This is a genomic window from Kitasatospora sp. MY 5-36, assembly GCF_001182915.1.
In the GTDB taxonomy this organism is placed as follows: Bacteria; Actinomycetota; Actinomycetes; order Streptomycetales; family Streptomycetaceae; genus Kitasatospora.
Genome location: NZ_LFVW01000160.1, coordinates 1 through 20,922 on the forward strand (window position 1 = coordinate 1; position 20,922 = coordinate 20,922).

The 20,922-nt window shown below is 74.1% G+C and carries 18 protein-coding genes; 6 read left to right on the top strand and 12 right to left on the bottom strand.

Features of this window, described 5'->3' with window-relative positions:
- Nucleotides 1-52: 52 nt before the first annotated feature.
- Nucleotides 53-970 (top strand): aminoglycoside phosphotransferase family protein, encoded by a 918-nt coding sequence (locus tag AE652_RS12080; RefSeq protein ID WP_049651294.1) that lies wholly within the window; start codon nt 53-55, stop codon nt 968-970.
- A 47-nt stretch (nt 971-1,017) separates the two neighbouring features.
- On the opposite strand, the gene AE652_RS12085 is transcribed toward AE652_RS12080, so the two are convergent.
- The 5 genes from AE652_RS12085 to dxr form a co-directional block, all read right to left on the bottom strand.
- On the bottom strand, nt 1,018-1,566 hold the full coding sequence (locus AE652_RS12085; RefSeq protein WP_049651295.1) for a GNAT family N-acetyltransferase: 549 nt from the start codon (nt 1,564-1,566) through the stop codon (nt 1,018-1,020).
- 78 nt (nt 1,567-1,644) lie between these two features.
- Entirely contained in the window at nt 1,645-2,520 is an 876-nt protein-coding gene (locus tag AE652_RS12090) for a GNAT family N-acetyltransferase (protein ID WP_049651309.1), read from the bottom strand.
- A 212-nt stretch (nt 2,521-2,732) separates the two neighbouring features.
- Nucleotides 2,733-3,893, bottom strand: a complete 1,161-nt coding sequence (gene ispG / locus AE652_RS12095; protein WP_049651296.1) for a flavodoxin-dependent (E)-4-hydroxy-3-methylbut-2-enyl-diphosphate synthase — start codon at nt 3,891-3,893, stop codon at nt 2,733-2,735.
- Between the two features lie 143 nt (nt 3,894-4,036).
- A complete protein-coding gene (locus tag AE652_RS12100; protein WP_049651297.1) occupies nt 4,037-5,341 on the bottom strand; it encodes an RIP metalloprotease in 1,305 nt (434 codons plus the stop codon).
- 69 nt (nt 5,342-5,410) lie between these two features.
- Nucleotides 5,411-6,652 (bottom strand): 1-deoxy-D-xylulose-5-phosphate reductoisomerase, encoded by a 1,242-nt coding sequence (dxr, locus tag AE652_RS12105; protein WP_049651298.1) that lies wholly within the window; start codon nt 6,650-6,652, stop codon nt 5,411-5,413.
- 68 nt (nt 6,653-6,720) lie between these two features.
- On the opposite strand from dxr, the gene AE652_RS12110 reads away from it, so the two are divergent.
- Nucleotides 6,721-7,389 carry an NAD(P)H-binding protein gene (locus AE652_RS12110; protein ID WP_049651299.1) on the top strand — a complete coding sequence of 223 codons (669 nt, stop codon included), beginning with the start codon at nt 6,721-6,723 and terminating at the stop codon, nt 7,387-7,389.
- A 123-nt stretch (nt 7,390-7,512) separates the two neighbouring features.
- Here the strand turns inward: AE652_RS12110 and AE652_RS12115 are convergent, their stop codons facing one another.
- From AE652_RS12115 to AE652_RS12125, 3 genes are all read right to left on the bottom strand, one after another.
- Complete coding sequence (locus tag AE652_RS12115; protein ID WP_049651300.1) at nt 7,513-8,955, bottom strand: aldehyde dehydrogenase family protein; 1,443 nt, start codon at nt 8,953-8,955, stop codon at nt 7,513-7,515.
- A gap of 180 nt (nt 8,956-9,135) precedes the next feature.
- Nucleotides 9,136-10,704 carry a PucR family transcriptional regulator gene (locus tag AE652_RS12120; protein ID WP_049651301.1) on the bottom strand — a complete coding sequence of 523 codons (1,569 nt, stop codon included), beginning with the start codon at nt 10,702-10,704 and terminating at the stop codon, nt 9,136-9,138.
- Nucleotides 10,705-10,857: 153 nt separating this feature from the next.
- On the bottom strand, nt 10,858-12,948 hold the full coding sequence (locus tag AE652_RS12125; RefSeq protein ID WP_053112047.1) for a hypothetical protein: 2,091 nt from the start codon (nt 12,946-12,948) through the stop codon (nt 10,858-10,860).
- 245 nt (nt 12,949-13,193) lie between these two features.
- Between AE652_RS12125 and gabT the strand changes: the two genes are divergently transcribed.
- Nucleotides 13,194-14,534 (top strand): 4-aminobutyrate--2-oxoglutarate transaminase, encoded by a 1,341-nt coding sequence (gene gabT / locus AE652_RS12130; RefSeq protein ID WP_049651302.1) that lies wholly within the window; start codon nt 13,194-13,196, stop codon nt 14,532-14,534.
- 470 nt (nt 14,535-15,004) lie between these two features.
- Entirely contained in the window at nt 15,005-15,679 is a 675-nt protein-coding gene (locus AE652_RS12135) for a phosphatase PAP2 family protein (RefSeq protein WP_234348352.1), read from the top strand.
- Here AE652_RS12135 and AE652_RS12140 read toward each other — a convergent pair.
- Nucleotides 15,652-15,984, bottom strand: coding sequence for a DUF2218 domain-containing protein (locus AE652_RS12140; protein WP_049651304.1), 333 nt, complete (start codon nt 15,982-15,984; stop codon nt 15,652-15,654). The two genes, AE652_RS12135 and AE652_RS12140, sit on opposite strands and share 28 nt — an antisense overlap.
- 169 nt (nt 15,985-16,153) lie before the next feature.
- On the opposite strand from AE652_RS12140, the gene AE652_RS49205 reads away from it, so the two are divergent.
- Complete coding sequence (locus AE652_RS49205) at nt 16,154-16,675, top strand: MarR family winged helix-turn-helix transcriptional regulator (protein WP_049651305.1); 522 nt, start codon at nt 16,154-16,156, stop codon at nt 16,673-16,675.
- On the opposite strand, the gene AE652_RS12150 is transcribed toward AE652_RS49205, so the two are convergent.
- Nucleotides 16,590-17,531 carry an EamA family transporter gene (locus AE652_RS12150; RefSeq protein WP_049651311.1) on the bottom strand — a complete coding sequence of 314 codons (942 nt, stop codon included), beginning with the start codon at nt 17,529-17,531 and terminating at the stop codon, nt 16,590-16,592. The two genes, AE652_RS49205 and AE652_RS12150, sit on opposite strands and share 86 nt — an antisense overlap.
- Nucleotides 17,532-17,727: 196 nt before the next feature.
- Here AE652_RS12150 and AE652_RS12155 point away from each other — a divergent pair, with 196 nt between their 5' ends.
- A complete protein-coding gene (locus tag AE652_RS12155; protein WP_049651306.1) occupies nt 17,728-18,633 on the top strand; it encodes a LysR family transcriptional regulator in 906 nt (301 codons plus the stop codon).
- Between the two features lie 96 nt (nt 18,634-18,729).
- Here the strand turns inward: AE652_RS12155 and AE652_RS12160 are convergent, their stop codons facing one another.
- Both AE652_RS12160 and AE652_RS12165 read right to left on the bottom strand, forming a co-directional pair.
- On the bottom strand, nt 18,730-19,494 hold the full coding sequence (locus tag AE652_RS12160; RefSeq protein WP_049651307.1) for a ZIP family metal transporter: 765 nt from the start codon (nt 19,492-19,494) through the stop codon (nt 18,730-18,732).
- Between the two features lie 314 nt (nt 19,495-19,808).
- Nucleotides 19,809-20,922 (bottom strand): restriction endonuclease (locus AE652_RS12165; protein WP_049651308.1); only part of this gene is annotated, 1,114 nt, incomplete at its 5' end.

Here is a 20,922-nt window from a genome sequence, read left to right on the forward strand (position 1 = left end):
CCCCCACCCTCCCGAGAGCCCGAACCCCACCCCAAACCCCCACAATGGACCCATGTCGGGAGCCGAACCCACCATCACCGTCCCCACCTGGCTGACGCACAGCGTCACCGCCACCCAAGGCGAAGCCGCCCACCCCTGGCTCGCCACCCTCCCCGCCAGGACCGCCGCCCACCTGGCCGCCTGGAACCTCACCCTGGAACGGGTCCTCGACCCCGGCGGCAGCCTCAGCCTCGTCGCGTACGTCCACCGCGACGACCTCTCCCCCGCCGTCCTCAAGGTCGGCTTCCCCGCCCCCGAGACCGTCCACGAGCACACCGCCCTGGCCCACTGGGCCGGCCGCGGAGCCGTCCTCCTGCTCGACTCCGCCCCCGCCGAGGGCGTCCTGCTGCTCGAACGCCTCCACGGCGGGATCCCGCTGCGCTCACTCGCCGAGCCCAAGGCCATGCTGGAGGCCACCAGCCTGCTGCACCGCCTCTGGACGGAGCTCCCCGAGGGCCACCCGTTCCCCGCGCTCTCCCAGCGGGTCGACGCCGCCGCCCGTCTCGCGGAACTCCCCCACCCCGTCGCCGCCGAGGCGCAGCCGCTGATCGCCGAGGCGCTGGACACCGCCCGGGACCTGGCCGGCTCCGCCGACGAGTCCTTCCTCCTGCACGGCGACTTCCACCACGGCAACGTCCTGGCCGCCGACCGCGCCCCCTGGCTGGCCGTCGACCCGCGCCCGCTGGCCGGCGAACGCGCCTACGACCTGGCCCGGCTGGCGCTGGACCGCGCCGACACCCTGTTCGGTTCCCCCGGCGCCCCCGCCGCCGTCCGCCGCCGCCTGGGCCGGCTCTCCGAAGCCCTCGAGGTCGACCAGGACCGCCTCCGCGGCTGGACCCTCTTCCGCGCCGTCGACCTCGCGCTCCGCGCCCTCACCGCCGACCGCCGCGAGGACGCCGAGCTCTACCTCGAGTTCGCCGACACCCTCTGACCCGCCGGCCCCGCCGGCCCCGCCAACTCTCCCCGCCCCGAAGGCAGTTACCCCCCGGCCCCCCGCAGGGGCAACGGCGCCCCCATCACCGCGTACAGCCGGTCCGTCGCCGGGAACCGCACCGCCCGCGCCAGGTCCCGGTACCCCAGCGCCCGGTAGAGCCGCCGCGCCGGCGTCTCCGCGTCGATCGCCGAGAGGATGCTCCGCTCCAGCCCCGACCCCTCGCACAGCGTCCGGATGATCCGCGAGCCGACCCCCTGCCCCTGGAACTCCGGCAGCACGTGCAGTTCGGTGACGGCGAAGACCCCGTCCAGCCAGTCCCCGTACCCGCGGGCGGCCAGGTAGGGCTCGATCACCGTGCTCCACCAGTGCTCCCGCTGGTTGGGCATCCCGTACCCGAACCCGACCAGCCGCCCCCCGCTCATCGCCCCGAGCGCGATCACCCCCGGCTGCTGGGCGTGCCGCCCCACGATGTGCAGCCGTACCGCGACCTCCTCGGGCGTCAGCCCGAACGCCACCGCCTGGACCTCCAGCGCCTGCGGCGCCCAGTCCGCGAGGTCGATGGCCCCGATCGTCACCCCGGTCAGCTGATCCATGCTCCGGACGTTACTACCAGCGGCCCCGCGGCGCGGCCGAAGATCCCAACAGCGCCCCGCGCGGCCCGAACGGGCCGCTCAGAACAGCACGCTCATGAACGCCCCGACCTCCTGGAACCCCACCCGCCGGTACGCGGCCCGGGCCCGCAGGTTGAAGTCGTTGACGTACAGCGACACCACCGGCGCCACCTCCCGCAACGCGACCTCCAGGACCGCCGCCATCCCCGTCTCGGAGAGCCCCCGCCCCCGGTGCTCCGGAGCGACCCAGACCCCCTGGATCTGGCAGGCCCCCTCCGTCACCGCCCCGATCTCCGCCTTGAAGACGACCTGCCCGTCCTCGCCGAACCGCGCGAACGACCGTCCGGTGGACACGAGTTCGGCCACCCGGGCCTGGTAGAGGAGCCCTCCGTCCCCGGCGAGCGGCGACACTCCCACCTCCTCGGTGAACATCGCCACGCAGGCCGGCATCAGGGTCTCGACCTCGTTGCGCCGCACCCTCCGCACCAGCGGGTCCGGCGCGATCTCCGCCGACGGCACCGAGGTCGCCATCAGCGGCTGGTGCGCCCGTACGTCCCGGGGCGGGCCCCAACTGCGCTCCAGCAGTGCCCAGAAGGCCGCCGTGGCCGCCGCCGGCCCGACGATCGAGGAGCAGCGCCGCCCCTGGCGGCGGGCCCGTTCCGCGAACGCCGCGACCGCTTCCGGCCCGGCGTCGACCAGGACCAGGTTCGCCCCGGCGTAGCAGAGCGCGCCCAGCACGCCGTCCCCGTCGTACCAGCCCCACATCTCCCCGCCGAGCCGCCACGGGTCCAGCCCGACGGCCTCGACCCTGGTCGCGACGAAGGCGTTGGCCACCGGGTCGCGGTGGAGGATCTCCAGGGCCTCCGGCAGGTCCGGCGGCTCCAGCACGCGGGTGGTGGCCAGGGCCCGGGCGGCCTGGAAGGAGCTCGGGAGCATCACACCGCGATCGAGCATCGGGACAGCACCTCACTGAGACGACTCTGGCCGCACCCTACTCCGTGGCCCCACCCGGCTACGGCCGCGGGGCCGTCCGCGAACGGACGGCCCCGCTTCCGGAAAACACCGCGCGGACGCTCCCGCACGGTCAGGACAACCTACGGCTGTCGGAAACACGCTGCGCGGGGGCCGCTCCCCCCCCCCGCGACCCTTCACTCCCCGGCGACCACGGTCGGCGCCCCCGCCTCGACACCCGCCGCCTGCATCTGCTCGGCGAGCTTGAGCGCCTCCTCGATCAGGGTCTCGACGATCTTCGACTCCGGAACGGTCTTGATGACCTCGCCCTTGACGAAGATCTGGCCCTTGCCGTTGCCGGAGGCGACCCCGAGGTCGGCCTCCCGGGCCTCGCCCGGGCCGTTCACGACGCAGCCCATGACGGCCACCCGCAGCGGCACCTCCATGCCCTCCAGCCCGGCGGTGACCTCCTCCGCGAGCTTGTAGACGTCCACCTGGGCGCGCCCGCAGGAGGGGCAGGAGACGATCTCCAGGCCGCGCTCGCGCAGCCCGAGCGACTCCAGGATCTGGTTGCCGACCTTGATCTCCTCGGCCGGCGGGGCGGAGAGCGAGACCCGGATGGTGTCGCCGATGCCCTCGGCCAGCAGCGCGCCGAAGGCGACCGCCGACTTGATGGTGCCCTGGAAGGCCGGCCCGGCCTCGGTCACGCCGAGGTGCAGCGGGTAGTCGCACGCGGCGGCGAGCTGGCGGTAGGCGTTGATCATCACGACCGGGTCGTTGTGCTTGACCGAGATCTTGATGTCGCGGAAGTCGTGCTCCTCGAACAGCGAGCACTCCCACAGCGCCGACTCGACCAGCGCCTCCGGGGTGGCCCGGCCGTACTTCTCCAGCAGGCGCTTGTCCAGCGAGCCGGCGTTGACGCCGATCCGGATCGGCACGCCCGCGTCCTTGGCGGCCTTGGCGATCTCGCCGACCTTGTCGTCGAACTGCTTGATGTTGCCCGGGTTCACGCGCACCGCGGCGCAGCCGGCGTCGATCGCGGCGAAGACGTACTTGGGCTGGAAGTGGATGTCCGCGATGACCGGGATCTGCGACTTCTTGGCGATGATCGGCAGCGCGTCGGCGTCGTCCTGCGTGGGCACGGCGACCCGGACGATCTGGCAGCCGGACGCGGTGAGCTGGGCGATCTGCTGCAGCGTGGCGTTGATGTCGGAGGTGACCGTGGTGGTCATCGACTGCACCGAGACCGGGGCGTCGCCGCCGACCGGCACGTTGCCGACCATGATCTGCCGGGAGTAGCGGCGCTTGGCCAGCGGCTTGAGCGGCAGGGACGGAATACCGAGCGAGATCGCGGTCATGTGCGCAGGGTTCCCCGGGGTTGAGGTGTGGTCGACCGCCCGGCCGTGACACGGCCGAGGCCGGGCGCGCTGACGATCGCGCACCCGGCCTCCACGGTACGGCACCGCAACGGCGCCCAGCACACCCGTGGTACCCGAACGCCCTAACTGATCTTCACCGGGTTCACCAGGTCGGCGACCATCACCAGGAGCGTGAAGCCGATGAAGATGCTGGCCACCACGTACGCCACCGGCATCAGCCTGGCGACGTCGAACGGGCCCGGGTCGGGCCGCCTGAACAGCTGTGCGAAGCGGCGCCGGACCGCCTCCCAGGCCGCGCCGGCGATGTGCCCGCCGTCCAGCGGGAGCAGCGGCAGCATGTTGAAGAGGAAGAGCGACAGGTTGATGCCGGCCAGCAGGTTCACGAAGAACGCGATCCGCTGGGTGGCGGGCAGGTCGAGCGAGAAGACCTCGCCGCTGACCCGGGCCGCGCCGACCATGCCGACCGGGGAGTCCGGGTCGCGCGGGGCGTCGCCGACGACGGCGTTCCACAGCCCGGGGATCTTGCCCGGCAGGGCGGCCAGCGACTTCACCCCGTTCTCGGCCATGTCGTACATCCGGTCCACCGACTGCCCGAAGCCGAGCTGGACGGTTTCGCTCTTCGGGGTGAACCCGAGGAACCCGGCCTGCACGGTCTGGCCCTTCAGCGGCACGCCCTTGCCGTCGTACTTCTGCACGTCGTTGACGGCGATGGTAGGCGTGAAGGTGAGCCGCTCGCCACCGCGCTCCACGACGATCGCCACCTGCTTGCCGGCCGACTTCCGGATGTCCGCCTGGAGCTGGTCGTAGTCGCGGATCCGGTCGCCGTCGAAGGAGAGCACCTTGTCGCCCTGGCGCAGCCCCACCTCGTTGGCCGGGGTCTTGGGCGCGTCGGCGGGGCAGGTGTCGGTGGGCTGGCCGGCCTTGACCACGCACTGGGCGACCGAGCCGATGGTCGGCACCGTCATCGAGACGCCGAAGCCCATCATGACGGTCAGGAAGAGCCCGAACGCCAGGACCAGGTTCATGAACGGCCCGGCGAACATCACGATCATGCGCTTCCACGGCTTGCGGGTGTAGAAGAGCCGGCTCTCGTCACCCTCCTGGAGCTCCTCGTAGGAGGCCTCGCGGGCGTCCTCGATCATGGTGCGCCAGGGCGAACTGCTGCGCTTGGTGATCCGGCCGTCCTCGCCCGGCGGGAACATCCCGATCATCCGGATGTACCCGCCGAACGGGATCGCCTTGATGCCGTACTCGGTCTCGCCCTTCCGGCGCGACCAGAGGGTCGGGCCGAAGCCGACCATGTACTGGGGCACCCGGATGCCGAACAGCTTGGCCGTGGAGAGGTGGCCGAGTTCGTGCCAGGCGATCGAGACGAGCAGCCCGATGACGAAGACCAGGATGCCGACCACCGTCAAAACCGTTGCCACCGCTGGTCCTCCGTCATGCCGCTCCGCTCATCGTCTCGTCCTACCGCAATCGGGGTCGTCGGTCGACCGTCAGCCGGCCGCCAGCTCGCGGGCCCGGGCGCGCGCCCAGTCCTCCGCGTGCAGGACGTCCTCGACCGTCAGGGAAGTTCCCGCCGCCGGAGCGCCGTCCCGCTGACCGTGCTCGGCCACGACCTTGGCAACAGTGTCCACGATTCCGGTGAAAGCGAGGCGGCCCTTCAGGAACGCCTCCACACACTCCTCGTTGGCCGCGTTGAACACCGCCGGATTGGTACCGCCCAGGGTGCCCACCTCACGGGCCAGCTCGACCGCCGGGAAGGCCTCGTCGTCCAGCGGGAAGAACTCCCAGGTGGCGGCCCTGGTCCAGTCGCAGGCGGGGGCCGCGTCCGGCACCCGGTCCGGCCAGCCCAGGCCCAGCGCGATCGGCATCCGCATGTCCGGCGGGCTGGCCTGCGCCAGGGTCGAACCGTCAGTGAACTCCACCATCGAATGCACCACCGACTGCGGGTGGACCACGACCTCGATCCGGTCGAACGGCACGTCGTACAGCAGGTGCGCCTCGATCACCTCCAGGCCCTTGTTCACCAGGGTGGCCGAGTTGATCGTGACGACCGGGCCCATCGCCCAGGTCGGGTGCGCCAGCGCGTCCTGCGGGGTCACCCCGGCCAGCTGCTCACGGGTGCGGTTGCGGAACGGGCCACCGCTCGCCGTGACCACCAGCTTGCGCACCTCGGCCCGGGTACCGCCGGCCAGCGCCTGGAACAGCGCCGCGTGCTCGGAGTCCACCGGCACGATCTGGCCCGGCTTCGCCACCGCCTTCACCAGCGGACCGCCGACGATCAGCGACTCCTTGTTGGCCAGCACCAGCACCCGGCCCGCCTTCAGCGCCGCCAGCGTCGGCCGCAGGCCGATCGACCCCGTGATGCCGTTCAGCACCGAGTGGCACTCCAGGGCGGCCAGCTCGGTCGCCGCGTCCGGGCCCGCCAGCACGGTCGGCAGCGCACCGCCCGCCGCCTTCGCGGCCAGCGCCTCGCGCAGCGCCGGGACGGCCGCCGGATCGGCCACCGCCACGGTGTGCACGCCCAGCCGCACCGCCTGCTCGGCGAGCAGCTCCACCCGACCGCCCGCCGCCGACAGGGCGACCACCCGGAAACGGTCCGGGTTGCGGAGCACCACGTCGATGGCCTGGGTGCCGATCGACCCGGTGGAACCCAGGATCACCAGCTCCCGGGGGCCGGAGGGGTCCGCCACGGTGGGCGTGAAACGCAGCTGCGGGTGGGCGAGCGAAGTCATGCGCCCATTGTGTCCTGTTCGCGGCACTCCCCAGGACGACTTCCGACCCTTCGGACTACCGTCGGACCATGCGTACCGTCATCGCCGGGGGCCACGGACAGATCGCGCTCCACCTGGAACGGCTGCTCGCCGCCCGCGGCGAACGCCCCGCCGGGATCATCCGCCGCCCCGAACAGGCCCAGGACCTCGTCGACGCCGGCGCCGAGCCGCTGCTGCTCGACCTGGAGGCCGCCACCGCCACCCGGCTCGCCGCACTGCTCACCGGCGCCGACGCGGTGGTCTTCGCCGCCGGCGCCGGACCGGGCAGCGGCGCCGCCCGCAAGAACACCGTCGACCGGGACGCCGCCGTGCTGCTCGCCGACGCCGCCGAACTCGCCGGGGTCCGCCGGTACCTGATGGTCTCGGCGATGGCCGCCGACGCCGAGGCCCGCTTCCCCGCCGACGAGGTCTTCGAGACCTACCTGCGGGCCAAGGGCGCCGCCGACGACGCCGTCCGGGCCCGCACCGCGCTGGACTGGACGGTGCTGCGCCCCGGACGGCTCACCGACGGCCCCGGCACCGGCCTGGTCCGGCTCGCCCCCTCCGTCGACCGCGGCGCGGTGGACCGGGCCGACGTCGCCGCCGTCCTGGCCGCCCTGCTGCGCGAACCGGGCACCGCCGGGCTGACCCTGGAGCTGGTCGCCGGGAACGCCACCGTCGAGGAGGCGGTCGCGGCGGCCGCCGGACACGACGGCTGAGCCCGCGCCGGGGCGCGAACGCGAAGAGGGCCCGGTTCGGCGAACCGGGCCCTCCCGCCTACGACGACACCGCGTCGGTCAGAGGCCTCAGCGGCCCCGGCGATCTCAGAGGTATCTGAGGTCTCAGAGGTCGAGACCGGTCAGGACCATGACCTTCTCGACGGTGTAGTCGTCCATCGCGTACTTGACGCCCTCACGGCCGACACCGGAGTCCTTGACGCCGCCGTACGGCATCTGGTCGGCACGGTAGGACGGCGCGTCGCCGATGATCACACCGCCGACCTCCAGCTCCCGGTGGGCGCGGAAGGCGGTCTGCAGGTCGTGGGTGAACACGCCCGCCTGGAGACCGAACGCCGAGTCGTTGACGGCCGCGAAGGCCTCGTCCACGCCGTCCACCCTGTGCAGCGACAGCACCGGGCCGAACACCTCGGCCTTGGCCAGGATCGCGTCACCGGGCAGGTCGGCCAGCACGGTCGGGGCGTAGGTCGCACCCTCACGGGTACCGCCGGTGAGCACCTTGGCGCCCTTGGCGACCGCGTCCTCGACCCAGGACTCGACGCGCTTCGCGGCGTTCTCGTCGATCAGCGGGCCGACGTCGGTCGCGTCGTCGGCCGGGTCACCGGTGACCTGCGCCCTGACCTTGGCGACGACCTTCTCCGCCAGCGCGTCGTACACCGAGGCGTCGGCGATCACCCGCTGCACCGAGATGCAGGACTGGCCGCCCTGGTAGTTCGCGAACATCGCGATCCGGGTGGCCGCCCAGTCCAGGTCGGCCTCCGAGGACCAGTCGGCGAGCACCACGGCCGCGGCGTTGCCGCCGAGCTCCAGGGTGCAGTGCTTGCGCGGCACCGAGTCCATGATCTGGTAGCCGACCTTGTCCGAACCGGTGAACGAGATCACCGGCAGGCGCTCGTCCTGCACCAGGGCCGGCATCCGGTCGTTCGGCACGGTCAGGATCGACCAGGAGCCGACCGGCAGGTCGGTCTCGGCCAGGATCTCGCCCAGCACCATCGCCGACAGCGGGGTCGACGGAGCCGGCTTCAGGATGATCGGGGCGCCGACCGCGATCGCCGGGGCGACCTTGTGGGCGACCAGGTTCAGCGGGAAGTTGAACGGGGCGATCCCCAGCACCACACCGCGCGGGAAACGGCGCACCACCGCGAAACGGCCCACGCCGCCCGGGTCGGTGTCCAGCCGCATGGTCTCGCCGTTGGTGCGGCGCGCCTCCTCGGCGGCCCAGCGGAAGACCGACACCGCGCGGCCGATCTCACCGCGGGCCCACTTGATCGGCTTGCCGTTCTCGGCACTGACCAGCTGGGCGAGCTCCTCGGTGCGCTCGGTCAGCCGCTTGGCCACGTGGTCCAGGGCGGCGGCACGCTGGTGCGCCGGGGTGGCGGCGAACACCGGCAGCGCGGCCACGGCGGCGTCCAGCGCCTCCTCGACCTGCGCCTCGGTCGGGATGCTCACCTTGCCGACCAGACGGCCGTCCCAGCTGTTGTGCACCTCGAAGTCGGCGTCACCGCTCGCCCGGCGGCCGGCGAGCCAGAAATCGTACGTGGTGGTCACCGTGGTACCGGCCCTCTCCTCGTCTGTCCTACGGCCCACGGACGTGGGACCCGGTTTTGAGGGTAGGCGCGGCGGCGCGCCTACCGGATTGGCCGACTAGGAGCGTTCGCCCCCGGGGCTACTCCACCGCGTCCTACCGGCGCCCCGCGGGCCGCCGGAACCCCACGCCCCGCCGGCGCCTCACTCCTCGCCGGAGCGCAGCGCCAGCCACAGCTCCATCCGCACGTCCGTGTCGTCCAGCGACCGGCCCAACAGCTCCTCGACCCGGCGCATCCGGTAGCGCAGCGTGTGCCGGTGCACACCCAGGTCCGCCGCCGCCGCGTCCCACTGGCCGTGCCGCGACAGCCACGCCCGCAACGAGGCCACCAGATCCCCGCGGGCCGTCCGGTCGTGCTCCCGCAACGGCCGCAGCAGCCCCTCCGCGAAGGCCGTCACCGCGTCCTCGCCGAGCAGCGGCAGCAGCGACCCCGCGCCGACCTCCTCGTGGTCCACCGACCGGCGGCCACCGCGCAGCGCCACCGCCAGCGCCCGCTCCGCCTGCGCGTTCGCCGTCCCCGCCTCCTCCAGCGCGGCCGGCGCCGAGACGCCCAGCGACAGGCCCTCGTGCTCCTCCACCGCGCCCAGACAGGCCCGGTGCACCGCGCCGTTGTCCAGCGCCAGCACCATCAGCCGCGGCCCGTGCGCACCGTCCTCCCGCGCCACCAGCAGCTTCTCGCCCACCCGGGCGCCCGCCTGCTCGGCCCGGTCGCCCAGCTCCCCGAGCGCCTCCGCGGCATCCGCGTTGGCCGGACCGGCCCCGGCCACCAGCACCCGTATCGTCCCCTCCGGCAGCCCCCCGAACAGCCCCACCGCCACCTGGCGGGCCGTCGCCACCTCACCGGCCAGCACCATCCGCAGCAGCGCCGCGCCCATCCGCTCCTCGGCCTGCCGCAGCTCCCGCGAACGCTCCAGGGTGAGGGTCAGCAGCGCCACCGCCGCGTTCAGCACGTACCGCTCGGTCGGCGTGATCCGGTCCTCGGTCCCGACCGCCAGGAAACCCCGGGCCCGCCGGTCCGCCCCCAGCGACTGGACCACCACGTAGTCCTCGTCCGCCGTGTCTATCCCCGGCGCGCGCCCCTGCAACGCCGCACTCGACGGCGCCGGACGCCGACGCAGCCGGTCCACCTCCGCCGCCAGCCGCCCCGCCCGGCGCGCCGCCCAGTCCGGCGCCACCACCGACAGCGCACCCGACCCGTCGTACAGCGCCGCCCAGCCACCCAGCCGGGCCGCCAGCCGGCGCACCACCGCCGTCGTGCCGTCCTTGCCCAGCGCCGCCCGGGTCAGCTCCTCCTGCGCCTCGAAGCTGGTCGTCACCGCCTCGTACTGCTCCGCGGCCAGCGCCGCCGACACCACCTTGCTGATCGCGATGAACGGCGTCGGCTCCGGCACCCGCAGCAACGGCAGCCCGCGCTGCGCCGCCGCGTCCACCAGCGGCTGCGGCACCTCCGTGTGCGACAACCCCACCCCGAGCCCCAGCCCGACCACCCCCGCGTCGGCCAGCCGGTGCACGTACGCCTGCAACTGCGCCGCCGTACGGCCCAGCTTGATACCGGTGGTGAGCAGCAGCTCACCACCCTCCAGGAACGGCGTCGGGTCGTCCAGCTCACTGGTGTGCACCCAGCGGACCGGCCGCTCCAGGTGATCCGCACCGGCGAGGACCGTCAGATGGAGCGACGTGTTGCGGACGACGGAGGCGAGTGTGGGGGGCATGGCACCTTCGAAGGATCGACCTGACCGCGCCGTTGCGGCCGGGCGAGGAGAGGGACGTGGGACTGGTGAGGGTCTCTCCCCTTCATTATGGACGCCCCGGACAACCCGCACTGCCGAATCCACCTCGAAGGCGACTTCCCCCGCCGCCCGCCCTCAGCCCCTGAGGTCCACCAGCAGCGGCGGAACCTGCTCCCCCGACACCGCCGTCAACGACACCACCGCATGCCCCGCCGGCAACGCGTGCGCCAGATCCGACGGCGACCACCGCAACCGCTCCACATCCCGCGTCGTCACCGACTCCGTCTGCGCCGTCGTCCCCGACAGCGCCTTCCGCCCGACCCGCCCCGCCCGCCGTATCACCCCACCGGAGGTGTCGGGGGTGTGGGTGACCGCGGTCTCCTGCACCAGGTGCGTCCCCCAGGCCTCCGAGAACAGCTTCCCGTCCCACGGCGCGATCCCCGGGAACGCCATCCGGCAGCCGACCGCGCCGAACAGCGGCGCCCGCAACGCCTCGGGCAGGTCCACCAGCGTCCGCAGCAGCAGCACCGCGCCCGCGTTCGCCCCGCGCATCCGCTGCAGCCCGCGCACGGCGGCGGCGTCCAGCGCCGCCGAGGCGTCGTCCACCACCAGGCCCGCGAACAGCGAACGGTCCTCGCGGGCCCCCGCCGCCTGCACGAACTGCCCCACCACCAGCCGGGACAGCATCCGCGCCGCCTCCGGGTGGCTCCGCTCCGGCAGCTTCACCCGCACCCGCAGCGGGTGGTCCAGCACCCGCATCGCGAACGGCGGCCGACCCGTGCTGTCGGTCGCGAAAGCGCCCTCGAAGGCGGGCCGCTCCAGCAGCGCCAACCGGTCCGCCAGCAGCGCCCCGGGGTCGTCCGCCCGGTCGCGCTGCCGCTCCCGGTACTCCAGGTCCCGCTCGTGGACGGCGAGTCGGCCCGCCACGCCGAGCGCCTTCACCAGCGCCGCCAGCACGTCCGGCTCACCCGCCAACAGCGCCCGCAGCTCCCGCACCCCCGGATAGCGGCCGTACGCCGCGTGGAACGGGCCCACCACCTGCTGCAGCGCGGTACGGGCATGCTCCGCGCGGGCCGTCAGCTCGTCCGGCAGCAGCGCCTCGGCCAACCGGGCGGCCGCCTCGTCCGGGTCCCGCGCGGCGCCGTAGAGGTCCAGCCCGTACAGCGAGGACGGGTCGCCGGGCGCGATCACCACGTCGTACCAGGAATCCGGGCCGAGATCGGCGTCCGCCGCCCCGACCACCACCGCACAGGCCGTACCGGACAGCGCCTGCAGGCACAGCGCCTCGGCCACCGGCCTGGCCAGCCGCGCCGTCTTCCCCGTCCCCGCCGGACCCACCGCCAGCAGCGAGGTGCCCAGCACCGCCGGGTCCAGCGCGAAACCGGCCGCCCGGTGGCCCAGCGGATTCTTCGGGACGTCCTGCGCCGTACCGAGCCGGACCTGGCCGAGCAGCAGATCGTGCCGCTCGGCGCGGCCGGGCAGCTCGCGCGCCTCGGAGGGATGGGCGAAGGCCGCCGCGCCGCGGCTGGCCACCTGCTCGGTGAAGGCGGGCACGAACACCGGGTCCGCCTGCGCGGACTCCCAGGCGCGCCGGATCCGCACATAGTCGACGTCCCCCACGGCCTCGCCCTCCAGCCGGACGGCCGCCTCGGCCGCACCGCCCCGGCGCAGCCCGTCCCACGGGTCCTGCCCGCGCACGGCCTCGACCGCCCCCGGGGCGTCCTCCTCGACGGGCTGCTCCTCCGTCACCGTGCGCGACAGCAGCGGCGCGACGTAACGGCGCCACACCTCGGGCCAGCGGCCCATCCGGCCGAAGATCTTGATGACCACGGCGATCACCAGGATGTTGGCCACCAGAAGCGTGAACATAGCCTCGGACTCGGAGGGCGAAGCGAGCGGGCCGATGCCCGTCTGGCCGCCGAACCACACCAGGACGTACGTCAACAGCTGGGTGCCGTATAGATAGGCGAACCACGCCACCACCGCGTTCAGCCCCGCCCGCAGCAGCAGCGGCCAGGTCGCGACCTTGGCCGCCTCCGCGCGCTCCGGGTCGACGCGGCGGTAGCCGAGCCGGTAGACGCCCGGGTCGGCGTCGGGGCGCGGGGCGCAGGCCCAGGTCGCGAGGTCGAAGGAGGAGGTGCCCGCCGCGGGCCGTTGGTGGGGCAGGGGGGTCGGGGGTCTGGTGGTGGTGCGCTCGCTGTGGTGGTGTGCCCCGTCCTGTGCCATGTACGGTCCCGCTCCCTCGCCCGCCCGCCCGGCCCGACCGCCGTCGGTGCCGCCATACCCATGCCGCCGTACCGGCGACACGCCCGCGCTCAGGGTAGTGGAGCGCGGCCTGCGGGTAGTCGCGCCACCCGCGCTGGCCGTGCCGGACAAGTCGGACGGCGCACTGCTACCGAGTGGCGCGTGCCGGGGTGGGGAGGGCGGCCGTAGCCTGCGAAGCACCGAGCCGAGAAGTCTGGAGATACCCCATGAGCGCCGCAACGCCGCTCCCGCAGGAGCGCCGCCTGGTCACCGCGATCCCCGGTCCGAAGTCGCAGGAGCTGCACGCCCGCAAGCTGGGTGCGGTGGCGGCCGGTGTCGGCACCACCCTGCCGGTGTACGTGTCCCGTGCCAACGGCGGCGTGCTGGAGGACGTGGACGGCAACTCGCTGATCGACTTCGGTTCCGGCATCGCCGTGACCAATGTCGGCAACAGCGCCGAGGCCGTGGTGGCCCGGACGACCGAGCAGCTGGCCAGCTTCACGCACACCTGTTTCATGGTGACCCCGTACGAGGGTTACGTGGCCGTCGCCGAGCAGCTGAACGAGCTGACCCCGGGTGACCACGAGAAGCGCACCGCGCTGTTCAACTCGGGCTCCGAGGCCGTCGAGAACGCGGTGAAGATCGCCCGCGCCTACACCAAGCGCCAGGCCATCGTGGTGTTCGACCACGGCTACCACGGCCGCACCAACCTGACCCTGGCGCTGACGGCGAAGAACATGCCGTACAAGCAGGGCTTCGGTCCGTTCGCCCCCGAGGTCTACCGGGTGCCGGTCGCCTACCCGTACCGCTGGCTGACGGGTGCGGAGAACGCCGCCGCCGAGGCCGCCGCCCAGGCGATCGACACCATCAACAAGCAGATCGGTGCCGAGAACGTCGCCGCGATCATCATCGAGCCGATCCAGGGCGAGGGCGGCTTCATCGAGCCGGCCAAGGGCTTCCTGCCGGCGATCGTGGAGTTCGCGAAGGCGAACGGCATCGTGTTCGTCGCGGACGAGATCCAGACCGGCTTCTGCCGTACCGGCCAGTGGTTCGCGTGCGAGGACGAGGGCATCGTCCCGGACCTGATCACCACCGCCAAGGGCATCGCCGGCGGTCTGCCGCTGTCCGCGCTGACCGGCCGCGCCGAGATCATGGACGCCGCGCAGACCGGTGGTCTGGGTGGCACCTACGGCGGCAACCCGGTGGCGTGTGCCGCCGCGCTGGGTGCCATCGAGACCATGAAGGAGCAGGACCTCAACGGCAAGGCGCAGCGGATCGGCGAGATCATGCTGGGCCGCCTGCGGGCCATGCAGGAGAAGTACGAGATCATCGGCGAGGTCCGCGGCCGCGGCGCGATGATCGCCGTCGAGCTGGTGAAGCCGGGTGGCAAGGAGCCGAACGCGGAGGTCACCGCGGCCATCGCCAAGGCGTGCCACGCGGAGGGCCTGGTCGTGCTGACCGCCGGCACCTACGGCAACGTGCTGCGCTTCCTGCCGCCGCTGGTCATGCCGGAGCACCTGCTGAACGAGGGCCTGGACATCCTGGAGGGCGCGTTCGCCGCTCTCTGAGCGGTGTCGCCCGTCAGGTCGTGAACCCCCTTCCGGAGGGTTGTCCGGACAGCGCTGAACGGCCCGTGGGGACCTCTGGTCCGCACGGGCCGTTCGGTTGTCCGGGCGCGTCGCGCGGGCGGCCGGGGCATGATCGACGGGGCGCCTCCGAGGTTGCCCCGCGCAGGGTGAAGATGGTGTGCGGAATCGCTGAAGGCGCTCGGCGCGGAAGGGCTGTTGACGTAGTGTCATCGCAGATGGACAGCGAGCCTCAGCCATGGGCGCGGCCGTCCGCGGGGCCCCCTCCGGGGCCGGTTCCGCGGGTGCCGGACGAGGACGACCAGGTCGGCCCGGGAGGGCCGGCGCACACCGAAGGCCGATCGACCGACCGTCCGACCCACACCCCCCGGGGCGCACGGAACGGCGATCATCAGGGCCGCCCCGGAGCTCTCCCCCCTGCTCCGGGGCGGCTGTCCGTCGTCCTGGGCCGGGTGGCCCGGTCGGTGGCCGTCCCGGTGACGGCGGCGGTGCTGCTGGTGGTGGTGTCCTGGCAGGTCGCGGTGGAGGGGCCGCTGCTCGGCGTGGACCGTTCGGTCCGCCGGGCCGTCCGTACGGCCCACCGGGACGTCCCGGACGCGCTGCTGGACCGGCTCGGCCACTTCCTGTCGGACCTGGGCGGCGGCGTCCCGGCGGTCCCGGTGCTGCTGCTGGCCGGCGCGTTGGCGGCCTGGCGGGGGCGCCGGGCCGGGGCCGGGCGCTGGTGGCTGCCGCTGCCGGTGGCGGCGCTGACCTCGGTGCTGATCCCGCTGCTGGTGGTCCCGGCGAAGTCGGCCTTCGCCCGGCCCGGTCCGCTCGGGGAGCCGCTGGTGGCGGGCCAGTGGGGCTGGTACCCGTCCGGGCACACCGCGACCGCGGCGATCTCGTACGGGGTGGCGGCGCTGCTGCTGGCCCGGGTGGCGGGGCCGCGCGCCGCCCGGCAGTTGGCGGCGGGTGCGGTGCTGCTGTCGCTCGGGGTGGGCGCGGGGCTGGTGTGGAGCGACTTCCACTGGCTGTTGGACGTGGTGGCGAGTTGGTGCCTGGCCGTCCTGGTGCTGTGGCCGCTGGCCCGGTGGCTGCCCGGGCCGGGTGCCGGGGGCGGTCAGGCCTCGGGGTCCTCGTTGCGGTGAACCAGGCCGGGCTCGCCGTTGTCCCGGTGCCACTCGATGACGAGTTCGTCGCGGGCGCCGAAGCGGACCAGGTGGCGGCCGACGACGTCCTCCAGGCCGGGCAGCTTGTCGCGCTCGCCCTCGACGGTGAGCAGCAGCGCGTCCGGCTGGGCCTCCAGGGTGGCGGTGCCGGCACCGAAGACCATCGTGCCGCGGCCGGTCTCCTCGGAGTAGACGGCCTCGATCTTGCGCCCCATGTGGGCGGTGAGCTGCTTGGCGTAACGGCCCGGGCGGTCGGTGGCGACGCGGGCTTCGGAGCGGGGCATGGGCCCTCCATTGGTCGGGGACGGGAACTTAGGGTTCCCTCACTTGGGAGCAACGCTAACCCAGATACTGAGCCAAGCTCAACATTTTTCCGCGATCGTCTTCCGCCGCCCGCCACCGGCCCCGGACCGACGGCTACCCTTGGGCGGACGCCAGCCGAGGAGACCGCCGATGACCACCACGCCGACCGACGAACCGGCGGACCCCTCCCCCGGCCCCCGGCCCGGCACCCCGGGCACCGCCGCCGAGCTGGCCGACGCGATGACCAGGGCGATCAAGCGGATCCGCCGTCAGACCGGCTGGCGGCTGGAGCCGTACGGCATCACCCCCGGCCAGGCCCGGGCCCTGCGCACGCTCGCCCACGTGCCCGGCTGCGAGACGCCGGACCACGCGATGCGGCTGAGCGACCTCGCCGACAAGCTGCACATCGCCCCGCGCTCGGCGACCACCGTGGTCGACGCGCTGGAGGAGGCCGGCCTGGTCGAGCGCAGCCCCGACCCGGCCGACCGGCGGGCGGTGCGGATCCTGCTGACCGAGGCCGGACGGGCGGCGGTGGAGCGGATCGGGCAGGTCCGGGACGAGGTGGCCCAGGAGTACTTCGGCGAGGTCAGCCCCGCCGACGAGGAGGTGCTGCTGCGGGTGCTGCGCTCCGCCGAGGCCCGCTTCCTCGCAGCCGGGCCGCCACGCCGCTAGCGGTACCGGGACGCAGCGCGGTGATCCCGATCCCGGTGATCACCAGCAGCGCGGCCGCGGCGGCCGTCGGGCTGATCCGCTCGCCGAGCAGCAGCCAGGCCGAGGACATCCCGAACACCGGCACCAGCAGCGAGTACGGCGCGACGGCGGTCGCGTCGTAGCTGCGCAGCAGGAAGCTCCAGGCGACGAAGCCGAGCAGGGTGGAGACCAGCCCGACGTAGCCGATCGCGCCCAGTCCGGCCGGGGTGATGTCGCGCAGGGCGCGCAGGTCCGCCTCGGGGCCCTCGACCAGCAGGGACAGGCCCAGCAGCGGCAGCGGCGGGACGGCGCTGACCCAGACCATCCAGCGCAGCGCGTCCGGCGGCGCGGCCCTGCGGGTCAGCACGTTGGCCAGCCCCCAGGCGACGGCGGCCAGGACGACCAGGGCGAAGGCCCCGAGCGGGCCGCCGGCGCCCTGGTCCCAGGCGCTCAGCGCGATGCCTGCGAAGGCGACCGCCAGGCCCGCCAGCCGCTGCCCGCCGGGGCGTTCGCGCAGCAGCACGGCGGCGAACAGCGCGGTGAAGCCGGCCTGCCCCTGGAGCACCAGCGAGGAGAGCCCGGCCGTCATCCCGGCGTGCATGCCGAGGAAGAGCAGTCCGAACTTGACCACCCCGAGGACCACGCCGACCGCCAGCACCCAGCGCCAGGCCACCTTGGGCGGGCCGACGAAGAAGACCGCCGGCACCGCGACGACGGCGAACCGCAGGGCGCAGAAGAGCAGCGGCGGGAAGTTGTCCAGGCCGACGTGGATCAGTACGAAGTTGAGGCCCCAGACGGCGGCCACCAGGACGGCCAGGGCGATGTGGCGCGGGCTCATGCCGCCCCGGCCGCCGGTGCCGCCCGTGCCGGTCGTGCCGGTCGTGCCGGTCGTGCCGGTCGTGCTGCCTGTACTGCTCATGCTGTTCCGGCCGCTCGGAGCGGCGGCGGTTGTCGCGGTCATGGGTCGAGCATGGTGGCGCCGGACCGTTCAGCACCAGCGATGAATTCTGAAGGGGACGCTTTAGTATCGCTGCATGATGGACCTGGGGCGCCTGCGGGCGCTGCACGCGGTGGCGGTGCACGGCTCGGTCGGCGGGGCGGCCGCGGCACTCGGCTTCACGCCCTCGGCGGTCTCGCAGCAGATCGCCAAGCTGGAGCGGGAGACCCGGACGGTGCTGCTGGAGCGGCAGGGCCGCGGCGTGGTGCTGACCGACGCGGCGCGCGAGCTGGCCGTCACCGCGCAGACCGTGCTGGGGCTGGTGGAGCAGGCCGAGGTGCGGCTGGAGGAGCAGCGCGGCCAGGCCGTCGGGCGGCTGCTGGTGGCCGCGTTCCCGTCCGGTGCCCGCGGACTGATGCCCGGGGCGCTGGCCGACCTGCGGCGGCGCTGCCCGGAGCTGGACGTCCGGCTGCTGGAGCGCGACCCGTACCCGGCGGCCGAGCTGGTGGCCCGGGGCGAGGTGGACCTGGCGCTGGTGCAGGACTGGCCGACCGTGCCGCTGCCGGTGCAGGAGGGGGTCTCCCGGATGGACCTCGGCACGGACCCGGTGGACCTGCTGCTGCCCGCCGACGACGACCTGGCCGCGCTCGACCCGGTGCCGGTGGAGCGGCTGTGCGGGCAGCGCTGGATCAGCGTGCCACCGGGCAACATCTGCCACGACTGGCTGGTCCGCACCCTGCGCGAGGCCGGCGAGGAGCCGGACGTGCGCTACCAGGTCGGGGAGTTCGAGACGCAGATCGCGCTGGTCGCGGCCGGTCTGGGGATGGGCCTGGTGCCGAGGCTCGGGCGGGGCCCGCTGCCGCCCGGGGTGGCGGCCCGCCGGGTGGCGCCGGAGCCGGGCCGCCGGGTGTTCGCGCTCTGGCGCTCCCAGGCCTCCCGGCGGCCGGCCATCACCGAGGCGCTGGCCTCGATGCGGGAGTGCTGGGGGCGGCTTCCGGGCTGAGGGCCGCGGCGGCCGGTCGCCCGACCGCCGGGCCGATCGGTCCCGGTCCCGGTCGCGGTCTCGGGGCTGGGACCAGGGCGAGGACCGGTGCGGGCCTCAGCCCGCGAAGCCGATCACCAGCCACATGAAGCCGACCCCGGCCACGGTGCAGAGCAGGGTGCTGCGCGAGGGGTGCGGGCTGTGCGCCTCGGGGAGGATGTCGGAGGTCGCCAGGTAGAGCAGGAAGCCGGAGAAGAAGCCCAGGTAGAGGCCGAGCAGGTGCCCCGGGATGGTGAACGCCAGGGTGATCGCCGCGCCGGACACCGGGGCCACCGCGTCCGCGGCGAGCAGGGTCAGCGCCCGCCGCCGGTTGTTCCCGTACAGGCGGGTGATCGTGTACGTGTTGAAGCCGTCGGCGAAGTCGTGCGCGACCACGGCGATGGCCACCACCGTGCCGACCGTGGTGCCCGCCTGGAAGGCGGCGCCGATCGCGAAGCCGTCCATCACGCTGTGCCCGACCAGGGCCAGTGCGGCGGTCAGCCCGACGCCCTGGTGCCCGGCGGAGCGGGCGTCCCCGTGGTGGTGGCCGTGGGAGTGCGCGGCGTACTCGCCCTCGTGGCCGCGGTGGATCGCGACGGCGCGCTCGATCACGTGGATGGTGAGGAAGCCGGCCGCGAACAGCAGCAGCGCCTGCGGGACGCCGTGCACCTCGCCCGGCGCCTGGTGGAGCGCCTCGGGCAGCAGGTCGAAGGCGACCACGCCGAGCATCAGTCCGGCGGCGAAGCCGAGCACCAGGTGGCGGCGGTCGCGGGTGCGCTGGGCGACGAAACCGCCGATCAGGGTCATCAGGAACGCCGCGGCGGCGACCAGTACCGCGGTCATCGGTCCGGCTCCTTCACAGGTCCGGCCGAGTCGCCGGGGCCTTCGCCGGGTGGTGCGCCGAGCGCTCTGCCCATTCCTCTCCCCCTGGGATCCGCCCGTGGCCGGGCCGACCGCCGACCGTACCGGACGCCCGTTCGACGGTGATCACCCGGGGGTGCCGGGGCCGGGGTGCCGTTCCCCCAGCCTCGGCCCGGACCTGCCGGGGCGCCCGACGGATGGGCCGTTCGGGTGAGGCCGGCGACGGGCCGACCCGCCGGGACGGGGCGGTGGGCAAAGGCTGCTGAGCAGGGCCGATGTGGTGAGCGGGCGGCGGGTCAGCCGCCGGTGGCGAGCGGCAGGCCGAGGTGGGTGTGGGCGAGTTCGCGGACGCCGTCGCCGTCGATCAGGTGGATGTGCCGGCGGCCCTCCTCGGCGGTGAGGTCCAGCACCTCCTCGGTGAACCGGCCGGTGGTCAGCCGCAGGCCGCGCTCGGCGGACTCCTCCCCGACCGCCTCGGCCAGGGTCTCGATCTGCTCGGCGCCGATCGACCCGGTGTCCCGGGAGGCCCACACCACCCAGCGGCCGGGCAGCGAGGTGCCGGGGGCGCCCTCGCCGGTGGCGACCAGCCCGGCCGGGCCGCGCAGCCGGACGCTCCACTGCGCGATCCCGCCGCGGGTCAGCAGGTCCCGCACCAGCTGGGCGAACTCGTTGGCGGACAGGTCGGCGGCGGCCGGCACGGTGGCCCCGGCCTGGGCGGCGGGCCGGACACCGGCCAGGTCGTACGGGTCCGGGGTGACGGCGGCGCCGAGCTGGCGCAGCCGTACCAGGGCCTCGTCCTGCTCGGCGTCGGCGTAGACGCCCTCGTCGTCGCGCTCCTCGTACGGGGTGCCCGGCGGCAGCAGCCGGGTGCGGGCCAGTGCGTCGCGGTCGGCGTCCACGCTGACCAGGCAGAGCGGCTCGGCCGTGGCGGGATCGCGCAGCCAGCCGTTGAGGACGACGCCGGCGAGTATCTCGTCGGTGTCCACGGCGTCGGCGGCCTGCAGGGCCCGCAGGGCGAGCCGGGCGACCAGCCGCAGGTAGTCGGTGGCCCGGTCCGCGGGCGGGCGCGGCACCGGGAGGATGTCGCCGTCCGGGGCGAGCCGGTAGCCGGCGAGCGAGGGCACCAGGTCGAGCGGCGGCAGGTCGAGGTCCAGCACGGCGGTGCGGGTGAGCGGGCGGAAGACCGCCCGGCAGGGGGCGGGCAGGTCCTGGGTGGCGGTCTCGGCGGCGGCCAGCGCCCGTTCCAGCAGCGACTCCACGGCGGCCGGCTCGGCCAGCCGGTAGGCCCGACGGCACTCCTCCAGGCTCTCGTTGTACTCGCGCACGGCGCGGGCCCGGGCCTCCTCGGCCGCCTCGTGGGCGCGCCGGGACTCGTCGGCGGCCGGGCTGCCGGCCTCGGCCCGGCGGGTG

What these genes read in the sequence shown, in the direction of transcription:
- AE652_RS12080 (WP_049651294.1), top strand. Translation starts at nt 53, where the DNA reads ATGTCGGGAGCCGAACCCACCATCACCGTCCCCACCTGGCTGACGCAC.
- AE652_RS12090 (WP_049651309.1), bottom strand. Translation starts at nt 2,520, where the DNA reads ATGCTCCCGAGCTCCTTCCAGGCCGCCCGGGCCCTGGCCACCACCCGC.
- ispG (WP_049651296.1), bottom strand. Translation starts at nt 3,893, where the DNA reads ATGACCGCGATCTCGCTCGGTATTCCGTCCCTGCCGCTCAAGCCGCTG.
- dxr (WP_049651298.1), bottom strand. Translation starts at nt 6,652, where the DNA reads ATGACTTCGCTCGCCCACCCGCAGCTGCGTTTCACGCCCACCGTGGCG.
- AE652_RS12085 (WP_049651295.1), bottom strand. Translation starts at nt 1,566, where the DNA reads ATGGATCAGCTGACCGGGGTGACGATCGGGGCCATCGACCTCGCGGAC.
- gabT (WP_049651302.1), top strand. Translation starts at nt 13,194, where the DNA reads ATGAGCGCCGCAACGCCGCTCCCGCAGGAGCGCCGCCTGGTCACCGCG.
- AE652_RS12155 (WP_049651306.1), top strand. Translation starts at nt 17,728, where the DNA reads ATGATGGACCTGGGGCGCCTGCGGGCGCTGCACGCGGTGGCGGTGCAC.
- AE652_RS12125 (WP_053112047.1), bottom strand. Translation starts at nt 12,948, where the DNA reads ATGGCACAGGACGGGGCACACCACCACAGCGAGCGCACCACCACCAGA.
- AE652_RS49205 (WP_049651305.1), top strand. Translation starts at nt 16,154, where the DNA reads ATGACCACCACGCCGACCGACGAACCGGCGGACCCCTCCCCCGGCCCC.
- AE652_RS12140 (WP_049651304.1), bottom strand. Translation starts at nt 15,984, where the DNA reads ATGCCCCGCTCCGAAGCCCGCGTCGCCACCGACCGCCCGGGCCGTTAC.
- AE652_RS12150 (WP_049651311.1), bottom strand. Translation starts at nt 17,531, where the DNA reads ATGAGCCCGCGCCACATCGCCCTGGCCGTCCTGGTGGCCGCCGTCTGG.
- AE652_RS12160 (WP_049651307.1), bottom strand. Translation starts at nt 19,494, where the DNA reads ATGACCGCGGTACTGGTCGCCGCCGCGGCGTTCCTGATGACCCTGATC.
- AE652_RS12110 (WP_049651299.1), top strand. Translation starts at nt 6,721, where the DNA reads ATGCGTACCGTCATCGCCGGGGGCCACGGACAGATCGCGCTCCACCTG.
- AE652_RS12120 (WP_049651301.1), bottom strand. Translation starts at nt 10,704, where the DNA reads ATGCCCCCCACACTCGCCTCCGTCGTCCGCAACACGTCGCTCCATCTG.